Annotated in this window: 14 protein-coding genes; 8 read left to right on the top strand and 6 right to left on the bottom strand. The window is 69.1% G+C overall.

The features are described 5' to 3' along the window. Positions 1-4: 4 nt before the first annotated feature. The 6 genes from ACFWQC_RS15460 to ACFWQC_RS15435 form a co-directional block, all read right to left on the bottom strand. On the bottom strand, positions 5-322 hold the full coding sequence (locus ACFWQC_RS15460) for a hypothetical protein (protein ID WP_378679386.1): 318 nt from the start codon (positions 320-322) through the stop codon (positions 5-7). A gap of 145 nt (positions 323-467) precedes the next feature. Beyond that, positions 468-923 carry a hypothetical protein gene (locus ACFWQC_RS15455; RefSeq protein WP_378679384.1) on the bottom strand — a complete coding sequence of 152 codons (456 nt, stop codon included), beginning with the start codon at positions 921-923 and terminating at the stop codon, positions 468-470. A 45-nt stretch (positions 924-968) separates the two neighbouring features. Beyond that, positions 969-1,535, bottom strand: coding sequence for a DUF4333 domain-containing protein (locus tag ACFWQC_RS15450; RefSeq protein WP_378679381.1), 567 nt, complete (start codon positions 1,533-1,535; stop codon positions 969-971). 58 nt (positions 1,536-1,593) lie between these two features. Continuing rightward, the gene (locus ACFWQC_RS15445) at positions 1,594-2,487 is read right to left on the bottom strand and encodes an endo alpha-1,4 polygalactosaminidase (protein WP_378679378.1); all 894 of its coding nucleotides are present in this window, start codon (positions 2,485-2,487) and stop codon (positions 1,594-1,596) included. Then, positions 2,427-4,028, bottom strand: a complete 1,602-nt coding sequence (locus ACFWQC_RS15440; protein WP_378679376.1) for a DHA2 family efflux MFS transporter permease subunit — start codon at positions 4,026-4,028, stop codon at positions 2,427-2,429. Before ACFWQC_RS15440 ends, ACFWQC_RS15445 begins: the two co-directional genes overlap by 61 nt. Positions 4,029-4,069: 41 nt before the next feature. Continuing rightward, positions 4,070-4,798 carry a molybdopterin-dependent oxidoreductase gene (locus ACFWQC_RS15435; RefSeq protein WP_378679373.1) on the bottom strand — a complete coding sequence of 243 codons (729 nt, stop codon included), beginning with the start codon at positions 4,796-4,798 and terminating at the stop codon, positions 4,070-4,072. A 108-nt stretch (positions 4,799-4,906) separates the two neighbouring features. On the opposite strand from ACFWQC_RS15435, the gene ACFWQC_RS15430 reads away from it, so the two are divergent. The 8 genes from ACFWQC_RS15430 to ACFWQC_RS15395 all read left to right on the top strand — a co-directional run bounded on the left by ACFWQC_RS15430 (position 4,907) and on the right by ACFWQC_RS15395 (position 15,694). Further along, the gene (locus tag ACFWQC_RS15430; RefSeq protein ID WP_378679370.1) at positions 4,907-7,627 is read left to right on the top strand and encodes a DEAD/DEAH box helicase; all 2,721 of its coding nucleotides are present in this window, start codon (positions 4,907-4,909) and stop codon (positions 7,625-7,627) included. A gap of 2 nt (positions 7,628-7,629) precedes the next feature. Continuing rightward, positions 7,630-8,310, top strand: coding sequence for a hypothetical protein (locus tag ACFWQC_RS15425; protein ID WP_378679367.1), 681 nt, complete (start codon positions 7,630-7,632; stop codon positions 8,308-8,310). 34 nt (positions 8,311-8,344) lie between these two features. After that, positions 8,345-8,908 carry a TetR/AcrR family transcriptional regulator gene (locus ACFWQC_RS15420; protein ID WP_378679364.1) on the top strand — a complete coding sequence of 188 codons (564 nt, stop codon included), beginning with the start codon at positions 8,345-8,347 and terminating at the stop codon, positions 8,906-8,908. Between the two features lie 77 nt (positions 8,909-8,985). Further along, positions 8,986-10,515: a carboxyl transferase domain-containing protein gene (locus ACFWQC_RS15415; RefSeq protein WP_378679362.1), complete on the top strand. Its 1,530-nt coding sequence runs from the start codon at positions 8,986-8,988 to the stop codon at positions 10,513-10,515. Positions 10,516-10,550: 35 nt separating this feature from the next. After that, positions 10,551-12,422 (top strand): acetyl/propionyl/methylcrotonyl-CoA carboxylase subunit alpha, encoded by a 1,872-nt coding sequence (locus ACFWQC_RS15410; RefSeq protein ID WP_378679359.1) that lies wholly within the window; start codon positions 10,551-10,553, stop codon positions 12,420-12,422. Continuing rightward, positions 12,419-13,357 (top strand): hydroxymethylglutaryl-CoA lyase, encoded by a 939-nt coding sequence (locus ACFWQC_RS15405; RefSeq protein WP_378679356.1) that lies wholly within the window; start codon positions 12,419-12,421, stop codon positions 13,355-13,357. The genes ACFWQC_RS15410 and ACFWQC_RS15405 overlap by 4 nt, the downstream gene beginning before the upstream one ends. A gap of 100 nt (positions 13,358-13,457) precedes the next feature. After that, positions 13,458-14,567, top strand: a complete 1,110-nt coding sequence (locus ACFWQC_RS15400) for a hypothetical protein (protein ID WP_378679354.1) — start codon at positions 13,458-13,460, stop codon at positions 14,565-14,567. Continuing rightward, positions 14,567-15,694: a hypothetical protein gene (locus ACFWQC_RS15395; protein ID WP_378679351.1), complete on the top strand. Its 1,128-nt coding sequence runs from the start codon at positions 14,567-14,569 to the stop codon at positions 15,692-15,694. Before ACFWQC_RS15400 ends, ACFWQC_RS15395 begins: the two co-directional genes overlap by 1 nt. The last annotated feature ends 28 nt before the right edge of the window (positions 15,695-15,722 follow it).

Genomic DNA, 15,722 nt, shown 5'->3' with positions numbered 1-15,722 from the left:
CTCCTCAGCCCACCGAGTTGAATTGCTGCGCGCTCTGGCGGCCCGCTGCTTCCGCGTCGTGGTCCGATGCCTTGTACTCGCGGGCGGCATTAGCCAAGGCCTCGCTATAGCTCCGGGCCTTCTCTGGCCAGTTCTTGAAGCGCCACTGCAACCTGTACTCGAGCTCTCCGACCTGTCCAGCGCTGGCGCTCCCACGCATCGCGGACGAGATCGCCTTGATGTGGCTGCTCGGATCGGCCTTCGTGACGTCGTCCGCGGCCGACTCCATGTTGCTCGCCGAACGACGCAGGTCCCGTGGAATGACGACGATGTCGCTGCTCATGTGTGCCCCCAAGATGTCGCGGCCCGAGATTGGATGGGCGGCCGCTTCGCTTATGACCCTCATACCCGCAAACCGGGTTTCTAAACGTAAAGATCGCACAGGTGCGAGGCCTGCGTGAACCTCATTGGCACGAGTCGCTGACGTCTCAGCGAGCGAAGAGTTTGCCGAGGAGGCCCTTGTGACTCCAGCCGTGAGACTGGAGCCAGCCGAAGAGCGGGTCCTTGATCCGACTGGTCTCGAAGGAGTAGATCACTGGATCGATGCTCACTTCGGGGTCGTCGCGGGCGGTTGAGGAGCGGTTGAGGCCGCCGAACTGGAAGCTCCAGGACTTCTCGACGCGCTTGCCCGTGTGCCACTGCATCTCGCCACCGAGCGTGAAGCCGTCGTCGGTGATACCCACCTCCCATTCGGTCGACGCGCGGAGCTCGTTGTAGTCGAATGTCCCGTCCCGCTCGTTGATGGTGACGGTCAAGCGGTAGGACTCGTCAGCTTGGGTCGCCTGTGTCGGATAGAGGCTGGTCACCTTGGCGATATCCCACCAGCCGATGATCTGGTTCCCCTGGGCGAAGAAGCTGAAAGGCTGGTCTGAGACGTTCAGCATCACGATCTGAGGGAGCAGTTCCCGGATTGGCGTGGACGTACGTGCTCAGCTCTCGTCGACTTCGACGTTGAAGTTCATCGAGGTTCCTTCGACTTCGGTGACGGTGACCGTGAGACCGATTTCGTCGGTTCCAGCGCTGAGCGTGCACCTCATCGTCTCGCCCACTTTGCCGGCCAGGTCGCCGGGGCAGTCGATCTTGTCAGGGCGTTGACCGACCTCCTCCTCCAAGATGCTGGAGACCCGCTCCTCGAGCATGGTCTCGCCGAAGGTCACCTCCGGGGTACTTCCGTTCTTCGCGGTCGAGGCGACCTTGTAGTCGAATCGGACGTCGAGGCCGTCTACCTTCGTCACGGTCAGCTTGACGGCGTACTCAGCGCTGTCTTTGGTCAGCGTGCACTCCATGGTGGTGTCCAGCTTGCCTTCGAGGTCTCCGGGGCAATCGACCTTGTCCGGCTTCGTTCCGGTCTCCTCCTCGAGCGCCTTGGTGAGCGTCTGCTCGACTTTTGCTCTGTCCAAGGAGGACCCCGCGTTAAAGGAGACAGAGCATGCTGCTGTCGCTACCAGCAGCATCGCGACCGCGAATGCGCCCGAGACGGCGCCCCTTACTGTCATGCAGTCATGTAACCATGTTCGAGTCGCTTTGCGTCCGTTTAACTTCAATTGATGCTGATCAGCAGGCCTCATAGACGTACGTCGCGTTGTCCTGTCGGACGAGGTCGCGGTCGCGGAGGATGGTGAGCGGGGCGCGGGCGGGATCGGCGCAGACGTCGGCGAAGGAGAGGTCGGCTTCGGCTAGCGAGTCGGGGTACTCGATCTGGAGCACATGCGAGCCGTAGGCGTCGGTGTAGGCGCCGCATTCGGAGTAGGCGCCGCACTCCTCGACCACGGCGAAGTCGAAGCCGAGGTCGTCGTGGGCGGGGCGGGCGGCTTCGGCGGCGTTCTTCTGGGCGATCGCCAAGCCGAGGTCGTGGGCGGCGGTGACATATGCGGAGGCCAGGGCGAGGGCGCCGTCCTTCGAGATCGCATCGAAGCGGGTCCAGGTGTCGAGGTTGTCGATCTCGACGGCGTCGAAGCCCTCGTCCGCGCAGCCTTCGATGACCGGCTCGATCACCTCGAGGATCGAGGCGCGAACGGAGGCGGTGGAGGGGTCGAGGATGATCTCGTCGGGCCAGTCGGGGTCGCGTACGGGCTCGCCGGAGGCGTCGCGAAGGAGCGCGGACGGGCGATCGGACCAGTCGGAGCCGGGCTGGGTCTGGAAGCCGTTGACGTAGCAGACGTTGTAGGCGTCCTCGAGCGGGGTGGCGGTGGCGTCGCGTACGACCACATCGAGAGGCGTGCCGTCGGTCAGCCGATCGGCAGCGGCGCCGAGCTGGTAGTCGAAGTCACCTTCGGTCGGTGGGAGTGCGACAGAAGGGGAGCCGCAGCCTGCCAGGGAGAACAGGCCGACGAGCAGAACGAGGGCCGGGCTGCCGATGGCAGCCCGGCCCTGCGTACGTGAGCGGATCAGTGGAGGACCGTGGGAGCGGCGGCTCCGTGCTCGGCCTTGCTCTTGGGCAGGAACCACGCGGGAATGAGCGTGACCAGCACCAGGATCGCGGCGATCACGAAGGTGGTCGAGAACGCCTCGGCCATCTCGACCGGGATGGCCTTGAAGACCTCGGGCAGCTTGGCCGGGTCGAGACCCAGCGAAGCGGCAGCCTCACCGACCTTCTGCTGGTTGGCCGGGTCGGCCATGAACGACTCCAGACCGCCGGTCGAGACCCCGAGCTTGTCGGCGAGGTCATCCGCCGTGGAGATCGACTCCTTGCTGGTCAGCGCGTTGGTGAGAAGCACCGAGAAGAGCGCGGTGCCGGCGGACGCAGCGACCTGCTGGACGATGTTCACCAGGGTCGTACCTCGGGCGATGGTGTGCTCTCGCAGCGTCGCCTGGGCGGCGGCGAAGGTCGGCATCATCGTCGCGCCCATGCCGAGGCCCATGATGAACAGCGACAGGAGGAGGTACCAGTAGGGCGTGGCCTCGTCGAGCCGCGAGAACATGAACATGCCCACCGCGATCGTGGTGAGACCGCTGAGGACGACCTTGCCCGGACCGGTGCGGTCCGCGAGCATGCCGGCGATCGGCATCGTGACCATCGCGCCCAGACCCTGCGGAGCCAGCAGCAGGCCGGCGTGAAGGGCGTCCTCGCCGCGTACCTGCTGGTAGTAGAGCGGGAAGAGCAGCGAGGCGCCGAAGAACGCCATCGCGAAGATCGACAGGGTGATCACCGCGACGGTGAGCTCCTTGTTGCCGAAGAGACGTATGTCGATCAGCGGGTGGTCGTTGCGGGACGACAGCGCCCACGGGATGAACGCGGCGATCAGCACCAGACCCGCGACCATGAAGGAGAGCACCTTGGTGTCCAGCAGCGTGCCGGCCTCGGGGATCGAGGAGACGCCGTAGAGGAACAGCGCCAGACCCGGGGACAGCAGCACCATGCCGAGGAAGTCGAAGGACTGCGACGGCTCGACGTGGTCCTTGGGCAGCGCCCGCCAGGCATACACCAGGGCGACGACACCGATCGGGATGTTGATCAGGAAGATCCAGTGCCACGACGCCGAGTCGATCAGCGCGCCACCGATGATGGGGCCGAGGATCGGACCGAGGAGCATGGGTACGCCCAGGATCGCCATCACGCGACCGACCCGCTCGGGGCCGGCGGCGCGGGTCAGGATCGTCATGCCGAGCGGCATCAGCATGCCGCCGCCGAGGCCCTGGAGTACGCGGAAGCCGACCAGCATCGGCAGCGTCGTGGCCAGCGCGCACAGCGCCGAGCCGAGCGCGAAGAGCACGATCGCGGTCATGTAGAGGCGTTTGGTGCCGAACCGGTCGGCGGCCCAACCAGTCAGCGGGATCACCGTCGCCAGGGCGAGGGTGTAGCCGGTCATCGTCCAGGCGACCTCGGCAGAGGTGGCGTCGAACTCGCGCTGGAAGGTCTCCAGCGCGACGGAGACAACGGTGATGTCGAGGATCGACATGATCGATCCGAGTACGACGACGCCCGCGACGATGAGCACGCTCTTGTCGAGGTGATCGTCCGGTGCCTTCTTGGCAGAAATGTCTGTCACGGGTTGACAGCCTACGTGTGGGTTGCTAGGTCCCCTAGCCATTATTTTGCATTTGACTGGTGACCTGGCTCACCCGCGGTCCTGTCGCGGCGAGCGGCCGTGGCGAGCATGACGGTCTTGATCGCACGGTAGACCGGGCGGATCAGCCGGCCGGGCACCGTGCCGTGGCGCTCCTCCTCCCAGACCCGCGCCCGCGGGTGGGACTGCAACAGCCGGTCGACCAGCGCCGGTGAGCCTGCCGCCGGCGCTCCGGTGAGCACTTCGATGCGGCACACGTGCTTGATGTTGGCGTACCCGTACTGCGCCGGGTTGACCAGTCGCAGCGGGGCGCCGTGGTTGCCGTCGAGTTGCCGACCACCGAGTCGATCGGCGAGGAGTACGTCGTCGGCCAGGAGATCGTCCAGCTCGGCCACGAAGAGTTCGCCGTCGAGGCCGCGCACGCGGACGTGAGTCACGATCGTGCCTGGTGCGAGGGCGGGTGCGACGTAGCGCCGATAGACCTCGGCGAAGGCGACGCCCTCCCACTGAAGGCCGGTCACCGACCATCCGGCGACGCAGTGGAAGTCGGCGTGGAGGTCGCGACGATCCTTGCCGACGAGCTCCTCCACGGCGATCTCGATCGGCGTCGTGAGCGCTCCGCCGAACACCACCGTCGGATGTTCGCGCACCGTCGGTGGGGGCTGGTCGACACGTCGGCCGAAGCGCGGGAAGAAGTCGATGCGCCGCTGTCCTGGCGGGAGGGCGGTGCGTAGGTGGGTGGTCTCAGTCATGTCAGCCACCGTGGCAGTGCCTCGGCACGACGCGCCTCAACCTTGGGGCGCGACCACCTCATCCTCGAGGATGAGAAACCGTCGGTGGCGGCGGCTACGGTCATGTCCATGTCCATGTCCTTCGTACCCGTCACCGGTCGCGCGGTCTTCCGCCCGGCGCAGCCGCCACGGGACTCGGCCGTCGAGTTCGTGGACTCCCGGCGGTCGGTGTCGTTGCCGATGCGGGCCGCGCTGCCGGTCCTGAAGAAGGCGTACGCAGCCACAGACCTGCATCCTTCGGTCGCCCTGGTCGCGTCGGCAGCCCATCTCGGGCTCCGGTTCGTGGCCGCGGGGCAGCTGGAGCCCGCCGATGGCTCGTGGGCGGTCCGCTACACGCCGGAGGACGAGGAGCGGGTGCGGCTGCTGGCCTCCTCGCGCGCCTACGAGGATCTGGACTACGAGGCGGCCGAGCTGCTGGTGCGCGAGATCGTGGCCGCGGTCGCGGACGCGGTGCCGACCTCGGCGCCGAAGGCCTCCGGGTCGAGTGCGTTCCGGGAGTCGTTGCAGACCCGGTTGTCGCGCTATCGGACCGATGAGGGGCCGGTGACGGCCTCGTTGCCGTCGTTGGTGCGGCTCTCGTTCCGGGTCGAGGCGCCGGAGGAGGACCTGCTCGTGGGGTCGCTGACGTTGGTGCCGCAGGTGCATGACGAGGCCGACCCGCTGCACGTCGCGGATGCCGCGAGACTGTGGGACGAGGCCGACGATCACGGGTTCGGCCCCCGGGCGCGTACGCATGCGCAGGTCGCTCTCCGCGGTGCAGCGGAGGCGTGGCCGGTCCTCGACCGGATGCTCGACCTGCCGGTGCCCTCGGGGTTGACCCTGGCGAGCGACGAGGTCGTCGGCCTGCTCGAGGACGGCGTCGAGTGGCTCAAGGAGCGCGGTGTCGACGTGCTCTGGCCGCGCTCGCTTTCACGGGACCTGACGACGTCGGTGGCCGTGGACCGGGTGGTCTCGACAAGCTCGACCACCGGGCGTCACGGCGCGCGCGAGGACCTGATGCGCGAGTCGCCGCTCGGGGAGAAGGGGCTCTTCGCGTTCCAGTGGCAGCTGGCGCTCGGCGGCGAGCCGCTCGATGCCGCCGAGATGGACTCACTGGCAGCGGCCGCGGGTCCGGTGCTGCGACTGAGAGGGGCGTGGGCGGTCGTCCATCCTTCGGTTCTCCGACGGGCGCGCAAGCGGCTGCTCAAGCGGATCAGCGGCGGGGAGGCACTGGCCGTCGCCCTGACCGGTCAGGTGCCGAAGGAGGTCGCCGAGGCGGCACCGGGCGAGCAGGTGATCATCGGAGCATCGATCGCGCGCCTCCGCGACGAGGTGATCGCGGCGACCTCGGGGCCTGCTGTCGAGGTGCCCACCGGGCTGCAGGCGACCATGCGTGGCTACCAGGTCGAGGGGCTGACCTGGTTGGCCGGGATCACCTCGCTCGGGCTCGGCGGCTGTCTGGCCGACGACATGGGGCTCGGGAAGACGCTGATGACGATCGCGCTCCACCTCCATCGGCAGAAGGAGCATTCGGGGCCGACCCTGGTGGTCTGCCCGGCGAGCCTGCTGGGCAACTGGGAGGCCGAGCTCGCCCGGTTCGCTCCCGAGGTGGAGGTGCGCCGCCACCATGGCGCCGAGCGCGACGTCGAGGGCGCGAGCGGGGTGGTGCTGACGACGTACGGGACGATGCGGCGCGACACCGAGCTGCTCTCGGCGGAGCCGTGGGGGCTCGTCGTCGCCGATGAGGCGCAGCACGTGAAGAACGCTGCCTCCGCGACCGCGAAGGCGCTCCGCGAGATCCCTTCGCACGCCCGGGTGGCCCTGACCGGCACCCCTGTGGAGAACAACCTGACCGAGCTGTGGGCGCTGCTCGACTGGTGCGTGCCAGGTCTGCTGGGGAGCCGGCTGGCCTTCCGCCGCGCCTGGGCGAGCCAGATCGAGGCCGGTGCCGATGTCGGGAAGGCGAAGGAGTTCGCCTCGCTGGTCGGCCCGTTCATGCTGCGCCGCCGCAAGTCGGACCCCGGGGTGGCTCCCGAGCTGCCGCCCAAGACCGAGACCGACCACCTGCTGGCACTGACGCGGGAGCAGACGGTGCTCTACGAGGCCTACGTACGCGACGCGATGGCGCGGATCGAGAGGCTCGACGCCGATGACCCTCAGCGTCGCGGGCTGGTGCTCAGCCTGCTCACCGGGCTCAAGCAGATCTGCAACCACCCGGCGCAGTTCTTGAAGCAGGAAGGCGGGCGGATCGCGGGGCGGTCACAGAAGATCGACCTCCTCGACGAGCTGGTCTCGACCGTGCTCGCCGAGTCGGGGGCCGTCCTGATCTTCACGCAGTACGTCGCGATGGCCCGTCTCCTCGAGACCCACTGGGCCTCCGCCGGTGTCGCTCACCAGTTCCTGCACGGCGGCACCCCGGTGGCCGAGCGCTCCCGGATGGTCGAGCGCTTCCAGGACGGCGAGGTGCCGGTCTTCCTGCTCTCGCTCAAGGCCGGCGGGGTCGGGCTCAACCTGACTCGCGCCGACCACGTCATCCACGTCGACCGCTGGTGGAACCCGGCGGTCGAGGACCAGGCCACCGACCGGGCTCACCGCATCGGCCAGACGCGTACGGTTCAGGTCCACCGGCTCATCACCCAAGGCACCGTCGAGGAGCGCGTCGCGGAGCTGCTGCAGCGCAAACGGGTGCTCGCCGACGCGGTCCTCGGAGGCGGCGAGGCCGCCTTCACCGAGCTCTCCAACGCCGAGCTCCGTGAGCTGGTCAAGCTCGGTCCCCAGAAGCGCCGAAAACGTCGCCGGATCGCCTCATGAGAATGGCATTGACCTTCGCCCGCGAGCCGCACCGGCGTGGGATGGTGCGGGTCCAGTCGTGGTGGGGCCGAGCGTTGCTGCGGGCGATCGAGGAGCTGGCGTACGACGACAACCAGCTGTCCGGTGCTCGGTCGCTCGCCCGCTCGGGGCGGATCGGCGGGCTGGTCGTCGAGCCCGGCCGGTTCGCGGCGGCGGTCGATGACGAGCTCGGGTTGTGGACGGTGACCGGCACGGTTCCGGTGCTGGGCGCAGAGTCCGTCGCCGCGCTCCTGGAGGTCCTCGGCGCCTCGTCCGCGCGGGCCGAGGCGCTGCTGGTTGGCGAGCTGCCGTTGGATGTGGCCGAGCACGCCGAGGAGGCCGGGGTCGAGCTGGTTCCCTATGGCGAGGAGCTCGCGGTGACCTGCACGTGCGGGCACTGGCACGCGGTGTGCGGTCACTCGCTCGCGGTGCTGCACCAGCTCTGCTGGATCGTCGATCGCGACGCGTCCGCGCTGCTTCACCTTCGCGGGGCGGAGCGTGACGAGCTGCTGGGTGGCCTGCGCAGGGGGCTACGTCAGGATCGGCCGGCAGTGTCGTCGGGGACCGGCGCGGCTGCGCCGGTCGAGGCGGCGCGAGACCAGGTCGACGACGTCGAGATCGCGCTCGACGCGGTGCTCCGGGCACGCCACCTGCTCGAGGAGTGAGATGCCTCCGGAGCTCACGCGATAACCTCGTGCAATGACCTCGGCCCCGACGAAGACCAGGCGCGAGCAGATCCTGGACACCGCGGCCGAGCTCTTCGCGGCCCGCGGGTTCCACGGAGTCTCCGTCTCCGAGCTCGGCGCTGCCTGCGGCATCTCCGGCCCGGCGCTCTACAAGCACTTCCCGAGCAAGGACGCGATGCTCGCCGAGATGCTCGTCTCGATCTCCCAGGAGCTGCTCCGCGAAGGACGCGTCCGCGTGAAGGGTGCCTCGAGCACTGCTGAGGCCATCGAGGCGCTGATCGACTGGCACGTCGACTTCGCGCTGCGCGACCGCGCCCTGATCGTCGTCCAGGAGCGTGACTGGCAGTCGCTTCCGCACGAGGCGCGCGAGCAGGTGCGCACCCTGCAGCGGAAGTACGTCGACCTCTGGGCCGACCAGCTCCGCGACCGCAACCCGGCGCTGGCTCTCGACAGCGCCCGCGCGATGGCCCACGCCGTCTTCGGCCTCATCAACTCCACCCCTCATAACCGGGTTCTCCCCGAGGAAGCGACCCGCGCGGTCCTCACCAAGATGGCCCGGGGCGCCCTCGCGGAGTAGCCGCCGAGTTCCCTCCGGGGAGAGTGACTTCGGTGTGGGGCTTGTCACCCGAGGTTAATGAACGTTAACCTCGGTGCATGGCGTCGAATCTGCGCGAGCTGACGCTCGAGCTGCGAGAGCGGCTCGAGCGCGTACGGCAAGGGGGGAGCGAACGCTCCCGGCAACGGCACACCGACCGCGGGAAGCTGCTCCCGCGCGACCGGGTGGACGGTCTCCTCGACCCCGGGTCACCGTTCCTGGAGGTGAGCCCGCTCGCGGCGTACGGAATGTACGACGACGGCGACGAATGGGCGGTGCCGTCGGCGGGGGTGGTCGCCGGGATCGGGATGGTCGCCGGCCGCAAGTGCATGGTTGTGGGGAACGACGCGACCGTGAAGGGCGGCACGTACTACCCGCTGACGGTCAAGAAGCACCTGCGAGCGCAGACGATCGCGGCGGAGAACAACCTCCCGTGCATCTACCTCGTCGACTCCGGCGGCGCGTTCCTGCCGAAGCAGGACGAGGTCTTCCCCGACCGCGAGCACTTCGGGCGGATCTTCTTCAACCAGGCCAACATGTCGGCGCGCGGGATCCCGCAGATCGCGAGCGTGATGGGCTCGTGCACCGCCGGTGGCGCCTACGTGCCGGCGATGAGCGACGAGACCGTGATCGTGCGCGACCAGGGCACGATCTTCCTCGGTGGCCCGCCGCTGGTGAAGGCGGCCACGGGCGAGGAGGTCACCGCCGAGGAGCTCGGCGGCGGCCTCGTCCACGCCACCAAATCGGGCGTCGTCGACCACCTGGCCGACGACGACAAGCACGCCCTCGAGATCGTCCGCGGCATCGTCTCGACTCTCCCCGCCCAGGACACGCGGCCCGTCGAGGCCTACGACGAGCCGGTCGAGTCCCCCGAGACGCTCGCCGACGTCGTGCCCGCCGACACGAAGACCCCCTATGACGTACGCGAGGTGATCCGCCGCATCGTCGACGGGTCGAAGCTGCAGGAGTTCAAGCAGCTCTACGGCGAGACGCTGGTCTGCGGGTTCGCCCACATCGAGGGGCAGCCGGTCGGCATCGTCGCCAACAACGGCATCCTCTTCTCCGAGTCGGCGCTCAAGGGCGCCCACTTCGTGGAGCTGTGCAACCAGCGCGGCATCCCGCTGGTGTTCCTGCAGAACATCACCGGGTTCATGGTCGGCAAGGAGTACGAGAACAAGGGCATCGCCCGTGACGGCGCCAAGCTCGTCACCGCCGTCGCCTGCTCGGTGGTCCCGAAGTTCACCGTCGTCATCGGCGGCTCCTACGGCGCCGGCAACTACGGCATGTGCGGGCGCGCGTACGACCCGCGCTTCCTGTGGATGTGGCCCAACGCGCGGATCTCGGTCATGGGCGGCGAGCAGGCCGCATCGGTGCTCGCGACCGTCGCAGGCAAGCCGGACGACGAGGAGTTCAAGGCGCCGATCCGGGACCAGTACGAGACCCAGGGCTCTCCCTACTACGCCACCGCGCGCCTGTGGGATGACGGCATCATCGACCCCGCCGACACCCGACGGGTGCTGGCGATGGGGCTCGCGGTGGCGGCGAACGCGCCGACCCCCGAGCCCCGCTACGGAATCTTCAGGATGTGACTGGAATGTTTGAGCCTGGGATGTTTGAGTCTGGGATGTTCGAGAGTGTTCTGGTCGCCAACCGCGGCGAGATCGCGCGACGCGTCTTCCGCACCTGTCGTGAGCTGGGGATCCGCACTGTTGCGATCTACACCGCGCTCGACGCGGACGCGCCTCACGTACGCGACGCCGACGAGGCCGTCGAGGTCGCGTCCTACCTCGACGCCGATGCGGTGGTCGCGGCCGCCGCCGAGGCAGGTGCCGAGGCCGTCCACCCGGGCTACGGGTTCCTCTCCGAGCGGGCCGAGTTCGCCCGCGCGGTGGCGAAGGCGGGGCTGACCTGGGTCGGTCCGACGCCGGAGGTGATCGAGCAGATGGGCCGTAAGGACGCGGCCCGGGAGATCGCGGTCGCTGCCGGCGTACCTGTGGTTCCGCGGGGCGAGGACAGCCCCTACCCGCTGCTGGTCAAGGCCGCGGCGGGCGGCGGCGGCAAGGGCATGCGCATCGTCCGCTCCCCGGAGGAGCTGGACGAGGCCCGCGCGGCTGCGGCCCGTGAGGCGCTGAGCGCGTTCGGCGACGAGACCCTCCTCATCGAGAAGTACGTCGAGCGTGGCCGCCACATCGAGGTGCAGGTCTTCGGCGACACCCACGGCAACGTCATCCACCTCTTCGAGCGGGACTGCTCGGTCCAGCGCCGCCACCAGAAGGTGATCGAGGAGGCGCCCGCCCCGACGCTCACCGACGAGCAGCGGAACCTGGTCCTGACCAGCGCCGTCGCGCTCGCTCGGCAGGTCGACTACACCGGCGCCGGGACGGTCGAGTTCCTCCTCGACGAGGCGTCCGGCGAGGCGTACTTCCTGGAGATGAACACCCGTCTCCAGGTCGAGCACCCGGTCACCGAGGAGGCGGTACGCATCGACGGGTCCGCCGCCGATCTCGTCGCGCTCCAGCTCCGGGTGGCCGCCGGCGAGCCCTTGGGTATCGCCCAGGACGACGTACGCATCGACGGCCACGCCATCGAGGTCCGGGTCTACGCGGAGGACGCCTTCGAGGGCTTCCTGCCGCAGGCCGGCCGGACCTCGATCGTGCGCTGGCCCGAGAGCGCTCGCGTGGAGCACGCTCTGGAGAGCGAGCAGGTCGTCAGCACCGCCTACGACCCGATGCTCGCCAAGGTCATCGTCCACGGCGCCGACCGCGAGGAAGCCCGTACGGCGATGGTCAAGGCGCTCGACGCGACCGCCGTCCTCGGGCTGACCACCAACACCGGCTTCCTGCGCGTGCTGGCCGCCTCCGACGCCTTCCGCGACGCGGAGATCGACACCGCCTGGCTCGACCGCAACGAGGTGCCGGCACCCGACCCCGAGGTCCCGCGCGCACTCGTCGCCTGGGTCAGCGCGATGTTGTCGGCGGCGTCGGACACCACGACTCCGTTCCGTGCCGACGGCTGGCGCCTTGCCGGGTCCCCGGCGCCGACCGTCGTCGACCTCGACCGCAGCGTCACCGTCGACCGCCCCTCCGGCCGCGTGGACGACCACCTGGTCAGACAGCTCAGTGCGGCCGACCACGTCCTCGTGGCGATCGTCGACGGCGTACGCCACCGGGCGGCCATCAACGTCCAGCCCGGCCTCGCCGAGATCGTCCACCAGGGCCACCGCTTCGACTTCTCCCCGCCCGACCGCGTCGCCGGCGCCGCCGCCCACCACAGTGACGGCGCGGTCGAGGCCAAGATGCCCGGCACCGTCATCGACGTACGCGTCCAGGTCGGTGACCAGGTCGAGGAGGGCCAGGTCCTCGGCGTCATGGAGGCGATGAAGATGGAGGTCTCCCTCAAGGCCCCGTTCGCCGGCACCGTGACTGTCGTCGGCGCGTCAGCCGGATCCCAGGTGCCGCTCGGGGCGGAGCTGTTCGTGGTGGAGCCGACCTCATGACGGATCTCCCCGCAGTCGTACGCCACGACGACCTGCCCAGCAGGATCACGATCTACGAGGTCGGGGCGCGTGACGGCCTCCAGAACGAGAAGACGGCGATCGACACCGGCGTCAAGGCGGACCTGATCACGCGGCTGCTCGACGCCGGGCTGAGCCCGGTGGAGGCGACGAGCTTCGTGCACCCGAAGTGGGTGCCGCAGCTGGCTGATGCGAAACAGCTCATGGAGGAGCTGGTCGACCGCCTCGGCGACAGGGCGCGAGAGCTCCCCGTCCTGGTCCCCAACGAGAAGGGTCTCGACCGCGCGCTTGAGCTGGGGCTGCGTCACATCGCGATCTTCGGCAGCGCGACGGAGACGTTCGCCAACAAGAACCTCAACCAGACCTTCGACGGCCAGTGGGCGATGTTCGAGCCGACGATGACGCGGGCCAAAGACGCGAACATGACCGTCCGCGGCTACCTCAGCATGTGCTTCGGCGACCCCTGGGAGGGCCAGGTCGAGATCGCGAAGGTGGTCGAGGCGGGCAAGCGGCTCCTGGATCTCGGCGCCGACGAGCTCAGCCTCGGCGACACGATCGGCGTCGCGACCGCCGGCCACGTGAAGGCGCTGATCGGAGCGTTCAAAGAAGAAGGCGTTACGACCGACCGGCTCGCGCTGCACTTCCACGACACCTACGGCCAGGCCCTGGCCAACACCCTCGCCGGCCTCCAGTCCGGGGTGAGCACCTACGACGCGAGCGCCGGCGGCCTGGGCGGCTGCCCCTATGCCAAGTCAGCCACGGGCAACCTGGCGACCGAGGACCTGCTCTGGATGCTCGACGGCCTGGGGATCGAGCACGGTGTCGATCTCGACAAGGTCGCCGACACGAGCAGCTGGCTCGCCGACCACCTCGGTAGGCCGAGCCCGTCGGCTGTCGTACGTGCCTTGCGGTCCTAGCTGGAGACACGCCCTAGACTGCACCCAAGAGTGACGGCCGGGTGACAAAAGACGGACCGCCGCGACAATCTCTACTAACTTGGTGCAGAATAGCGGGATCATGGCGCGCAAAGTCTTCCTCCACGTCGGCGCTCCGAAGACGGGCACGACGTACCTCCAGGACAGGTTGTTCCACAACCGGGTGTCCCTGGAGAAACATGGCGTCTTCTACCCGGTCGGCAGCCAGCCAGATTTCTTCCGGCCGGCGCTCGACCTGATCGACCGCCCGTGGGGCGGGATGAGGAAGACCGTCCACGGCGAGTGGGACGCGCTGGTCAAGCGGGTGCGCCGCGACGAGTCCGAGACGATCCTGATCAGCCACCACCTCTTCGCCGGGGCCAGGCCCGACCGGGTCGAGAAGGCCATGACCGACCTCGGCGAGGGCGGCCGCACCGAGGTGCACATCGTCTACACGGCTCGCGACATCGCGCGCGTGCTGGCGGCGGAGTGGCAGGACCAGGTGCAGCGTGAGCGCAAGGTCACCTTCGCGCGCTACCTCGAGCGGATGCAGACCGCGAAGCAGTCGCGCTCGGCCGCCTGGTTCTGGCGTACGCACGGCCTGCCGGACGTGCTCAGCCGGTGGGGTCGCAACCTGCCGCCCGAGCGCGTGCACCTGGTCACCGTGCCGCCCGACGGGGCGCCGAGCGAGCTGCTCTGGCGCCGGTTCTGCGAGGTGGTCGGGATCGAGGAGTCCTGGACCCCGATCGACAGCGACCGCCACAACCAGTCGCTCGGCCGCGCCGAGGCGACACTGCTTCGCCGGCTCAACGCGCGGCTCGAGTCGCAGGAGCTCCCCCGCGAGGACTACCGCCACATGGTCACCGAGGTGATCGCCAAGCGCACCCTCGCCCACCGTGACGGTCGCGAGCGGGTCACCTTGCCGCCGACCGCCTTCGACTGGGCCGACCAGGTCGCGGAGTCGTGGATCGAGTGGGCCGAGCTGGCCAAGGTCGACATCGCCGGCGACCTCGATGACCTCCGCCCGCAGCGACCCGACGCCGACGTCGAGTGGATCGACCCGGACGCGCCGCGCACCAAGGACGTCGCCGACGCGGCGATCGACGCCCTGGTCGCGGTCGTCGTCGAGGCCGCGCGCACCGACCCGCCCCAGCGTCCGGTCGCCTCCCGTGCTGCGAACCTGATGCGGCGGGTCAAGGGGCGACGCTCCTGATGCCGGCCACGCCGGCACCCACCAGGGGTTGGGGTTGGGCCGCGCACCTGCGCGAGGGCGGTACGACTCCTTGGGCATCCTGGTCCGAGCCCGCCACGCCCTTCACGACCGACCATCTGCCGGGTGCCGAGATGCTCGAGCTGCTGCGGCGGCTCAACGGGACAGGTCCGTCCGATCCTGATCGGGTCGACGCCCTGCTGCGCACGAGCCCGCCCGGCCGAGGCCGCCGCGACCTGCCGCTGCTCGGGGACACCGAGACGAGGACGTACGGCCCGCTGCCCGTCGATCCGGCGACGATGTCGGCGCGGGAGCTGCTGAGAGCGGCGAGCGTGCTGCTTGCCGAGGACCTGCTCGCCAGCGTGGAGACCGCGCCCGCGCGGCGTCCCCGAAGATGGTCGCGCCGGCCCAAGAAGTCCGAGCCCGACCAGGAGAAGTTCCCCTACCGCCTGGTCGGTTCGCCGTGGCTCACGCTGCCCATCCGCGAGGAGCTGGAGTGGCAGGGAAGGCTGCCTGGCGCCGACGGCTACACCGTCTACGTCCTCGGTGGCCCGCTGGACGAGATCGCCGCCGGTGCGTGGAGGTTCCGCACCTTCACCAACCGGGTCAACCCCTGGCACATCTGGATCCGAGACGCACAGTGGCGCGGTTGGCTCGGCCCCCGTGCCGATCTGCCCAGGATCGCCCGCTGGTGGGCCCGACGGGTCGGGAAGGACCGCGTCGAGATCGTCACCGATCCCGCCCTGCTGCCCGGCCTGCTCGGCGTGGACAGCGTGCCCGGCCCCTGGTCGATCTCGGCCGAGGGCAACGAGGTCGCTCGCGTGATCGGACAGGTTCTCAGCGTACGAACCGATCTCGAGACCCAGCGGAAACTGCTGGTCGACCAGCTGCGACCGCGGTTGGAGAAGCTCGAACCGCTCGTTCCGGACGCCCGGGAGGTCGGCGTCCCTCCGGAAAGTTTGCCTTGGGTCGAAACACAGGCGCGGGCCCAACGTGATGCATTGGTACAAGCCGGATACGCTCTCCACGGAGACCCTGACCGGCTGCTCCCCTCGGGGGCGGCGACGCAGGGTCCCGACGAGTGCCGGGCGTTGGCGCTCGCGTTGTCATTGCTGGCGGGGCGTTCCTAGAGGAGTAGAACGTTGGAGACTGGGCGGC

The sequence above is a fragment of the Nocardioides sp. NPDC058538 genome, assembly GCF_042719275.1.
Lineage (GTDB): Bacteria > Actinomycetota > Actinomycetes > Propionibacteriales > Nocardioidaceae > Nocardioides.
The sequence above is the reverse complement of the archived record's forward strand: the minus strand, read 5'-3'. Positions and strand labels throughout refer to the sequence as shown.

Bases quoted from the DNA above. Each gene is read 5' to 3' on its own strand.
- ACFWQC_RS15405 (WP_378679356.1), top strand. From the start codon at position 12,419: ATGACGGATCTCCCCGCAGTCGTACGCCACGACGACCTGCCCAGCAGG.
- ACFWQC_RS15410 (WP_378679359.1), top strand. From the start codon at position 10,551: ATGTTCGAGAGTGTTCTGGTCGCCAACCGCGGCGAGATCGCGCGACGC.
- ACFWQC_RS15430 (WP_378679370.1), top strand. From the start codon at position 4,907: ATGTCCATGTCCTTCGTACCCGTCACCGGTCGCGCGGTCTTCCGCCCG.
- ACFWQC_RS15425 (WP_378679367.1), top strand. From the start codon at position 7,630: ATGGCATTGACCTTCGCCCGCGAGCCGCACCGGCGTGGGATGGTGCGG.
- ACFWQC_RS15435 (WP_378679373.1), bottom strand. From the start codon at position 4,798: ATGACTGAGACCACCCACCTACGCACCGCCCTCCCGCCAGGACAGCGG.
- ACFWQC_RS15460 (WP_378679386.1), bottom strand. From the start codon at position 322: ATGAGCAGCGACATCGTCGTCATTCCACGGGACCTGCGTCGTTCGGCG.
- ACFWQC_RS15450 (WP_378679381.1), bottom strand. From the start codon at position 1,535: ATGACAGTAAGGGGCGCCGTCTCGGGCGCATTCGCGGTCGCGATGCTG.
- ACFWQC_RS15395 (WP_378679351.1), top strand. From the start codon at position 14,567: ATGCCGGCCACGCCGGCACCCACCAGGGGTTGGGGTTGGGCCGCGCAC.
- ACFWQC_RS15400 (WP_378679354.1), top strand. From the start codon at position 13,458: ATGGCGCGCAAAGTCTTCCTCCACGTCGGCGCTCCGAAGACGGGCACG.
- ACFWQC_RS15455 (WP_378679384.1), bottom strand. From the start codon at position 923: ATGCTGAACGTCTCAGACCAGCCTTTCAGCTTCTTCGCCCAGGGGAAC.
- ACFWQC_RS15415 (WP_378679362.1), top strand. From the start codon at position 8,986: ATGGCGTCGAATCTGCGCGAGCTGACGCTCGAGCTGCGAGAGCGGCTC.
- ACFWQC_RS15420 (WP_378679364.1), top strand. From the start codon at position 8,345: ATGACCTCGGCCCCGACGAAGACCAGGCGCGAGCAGATCCTGGACACC.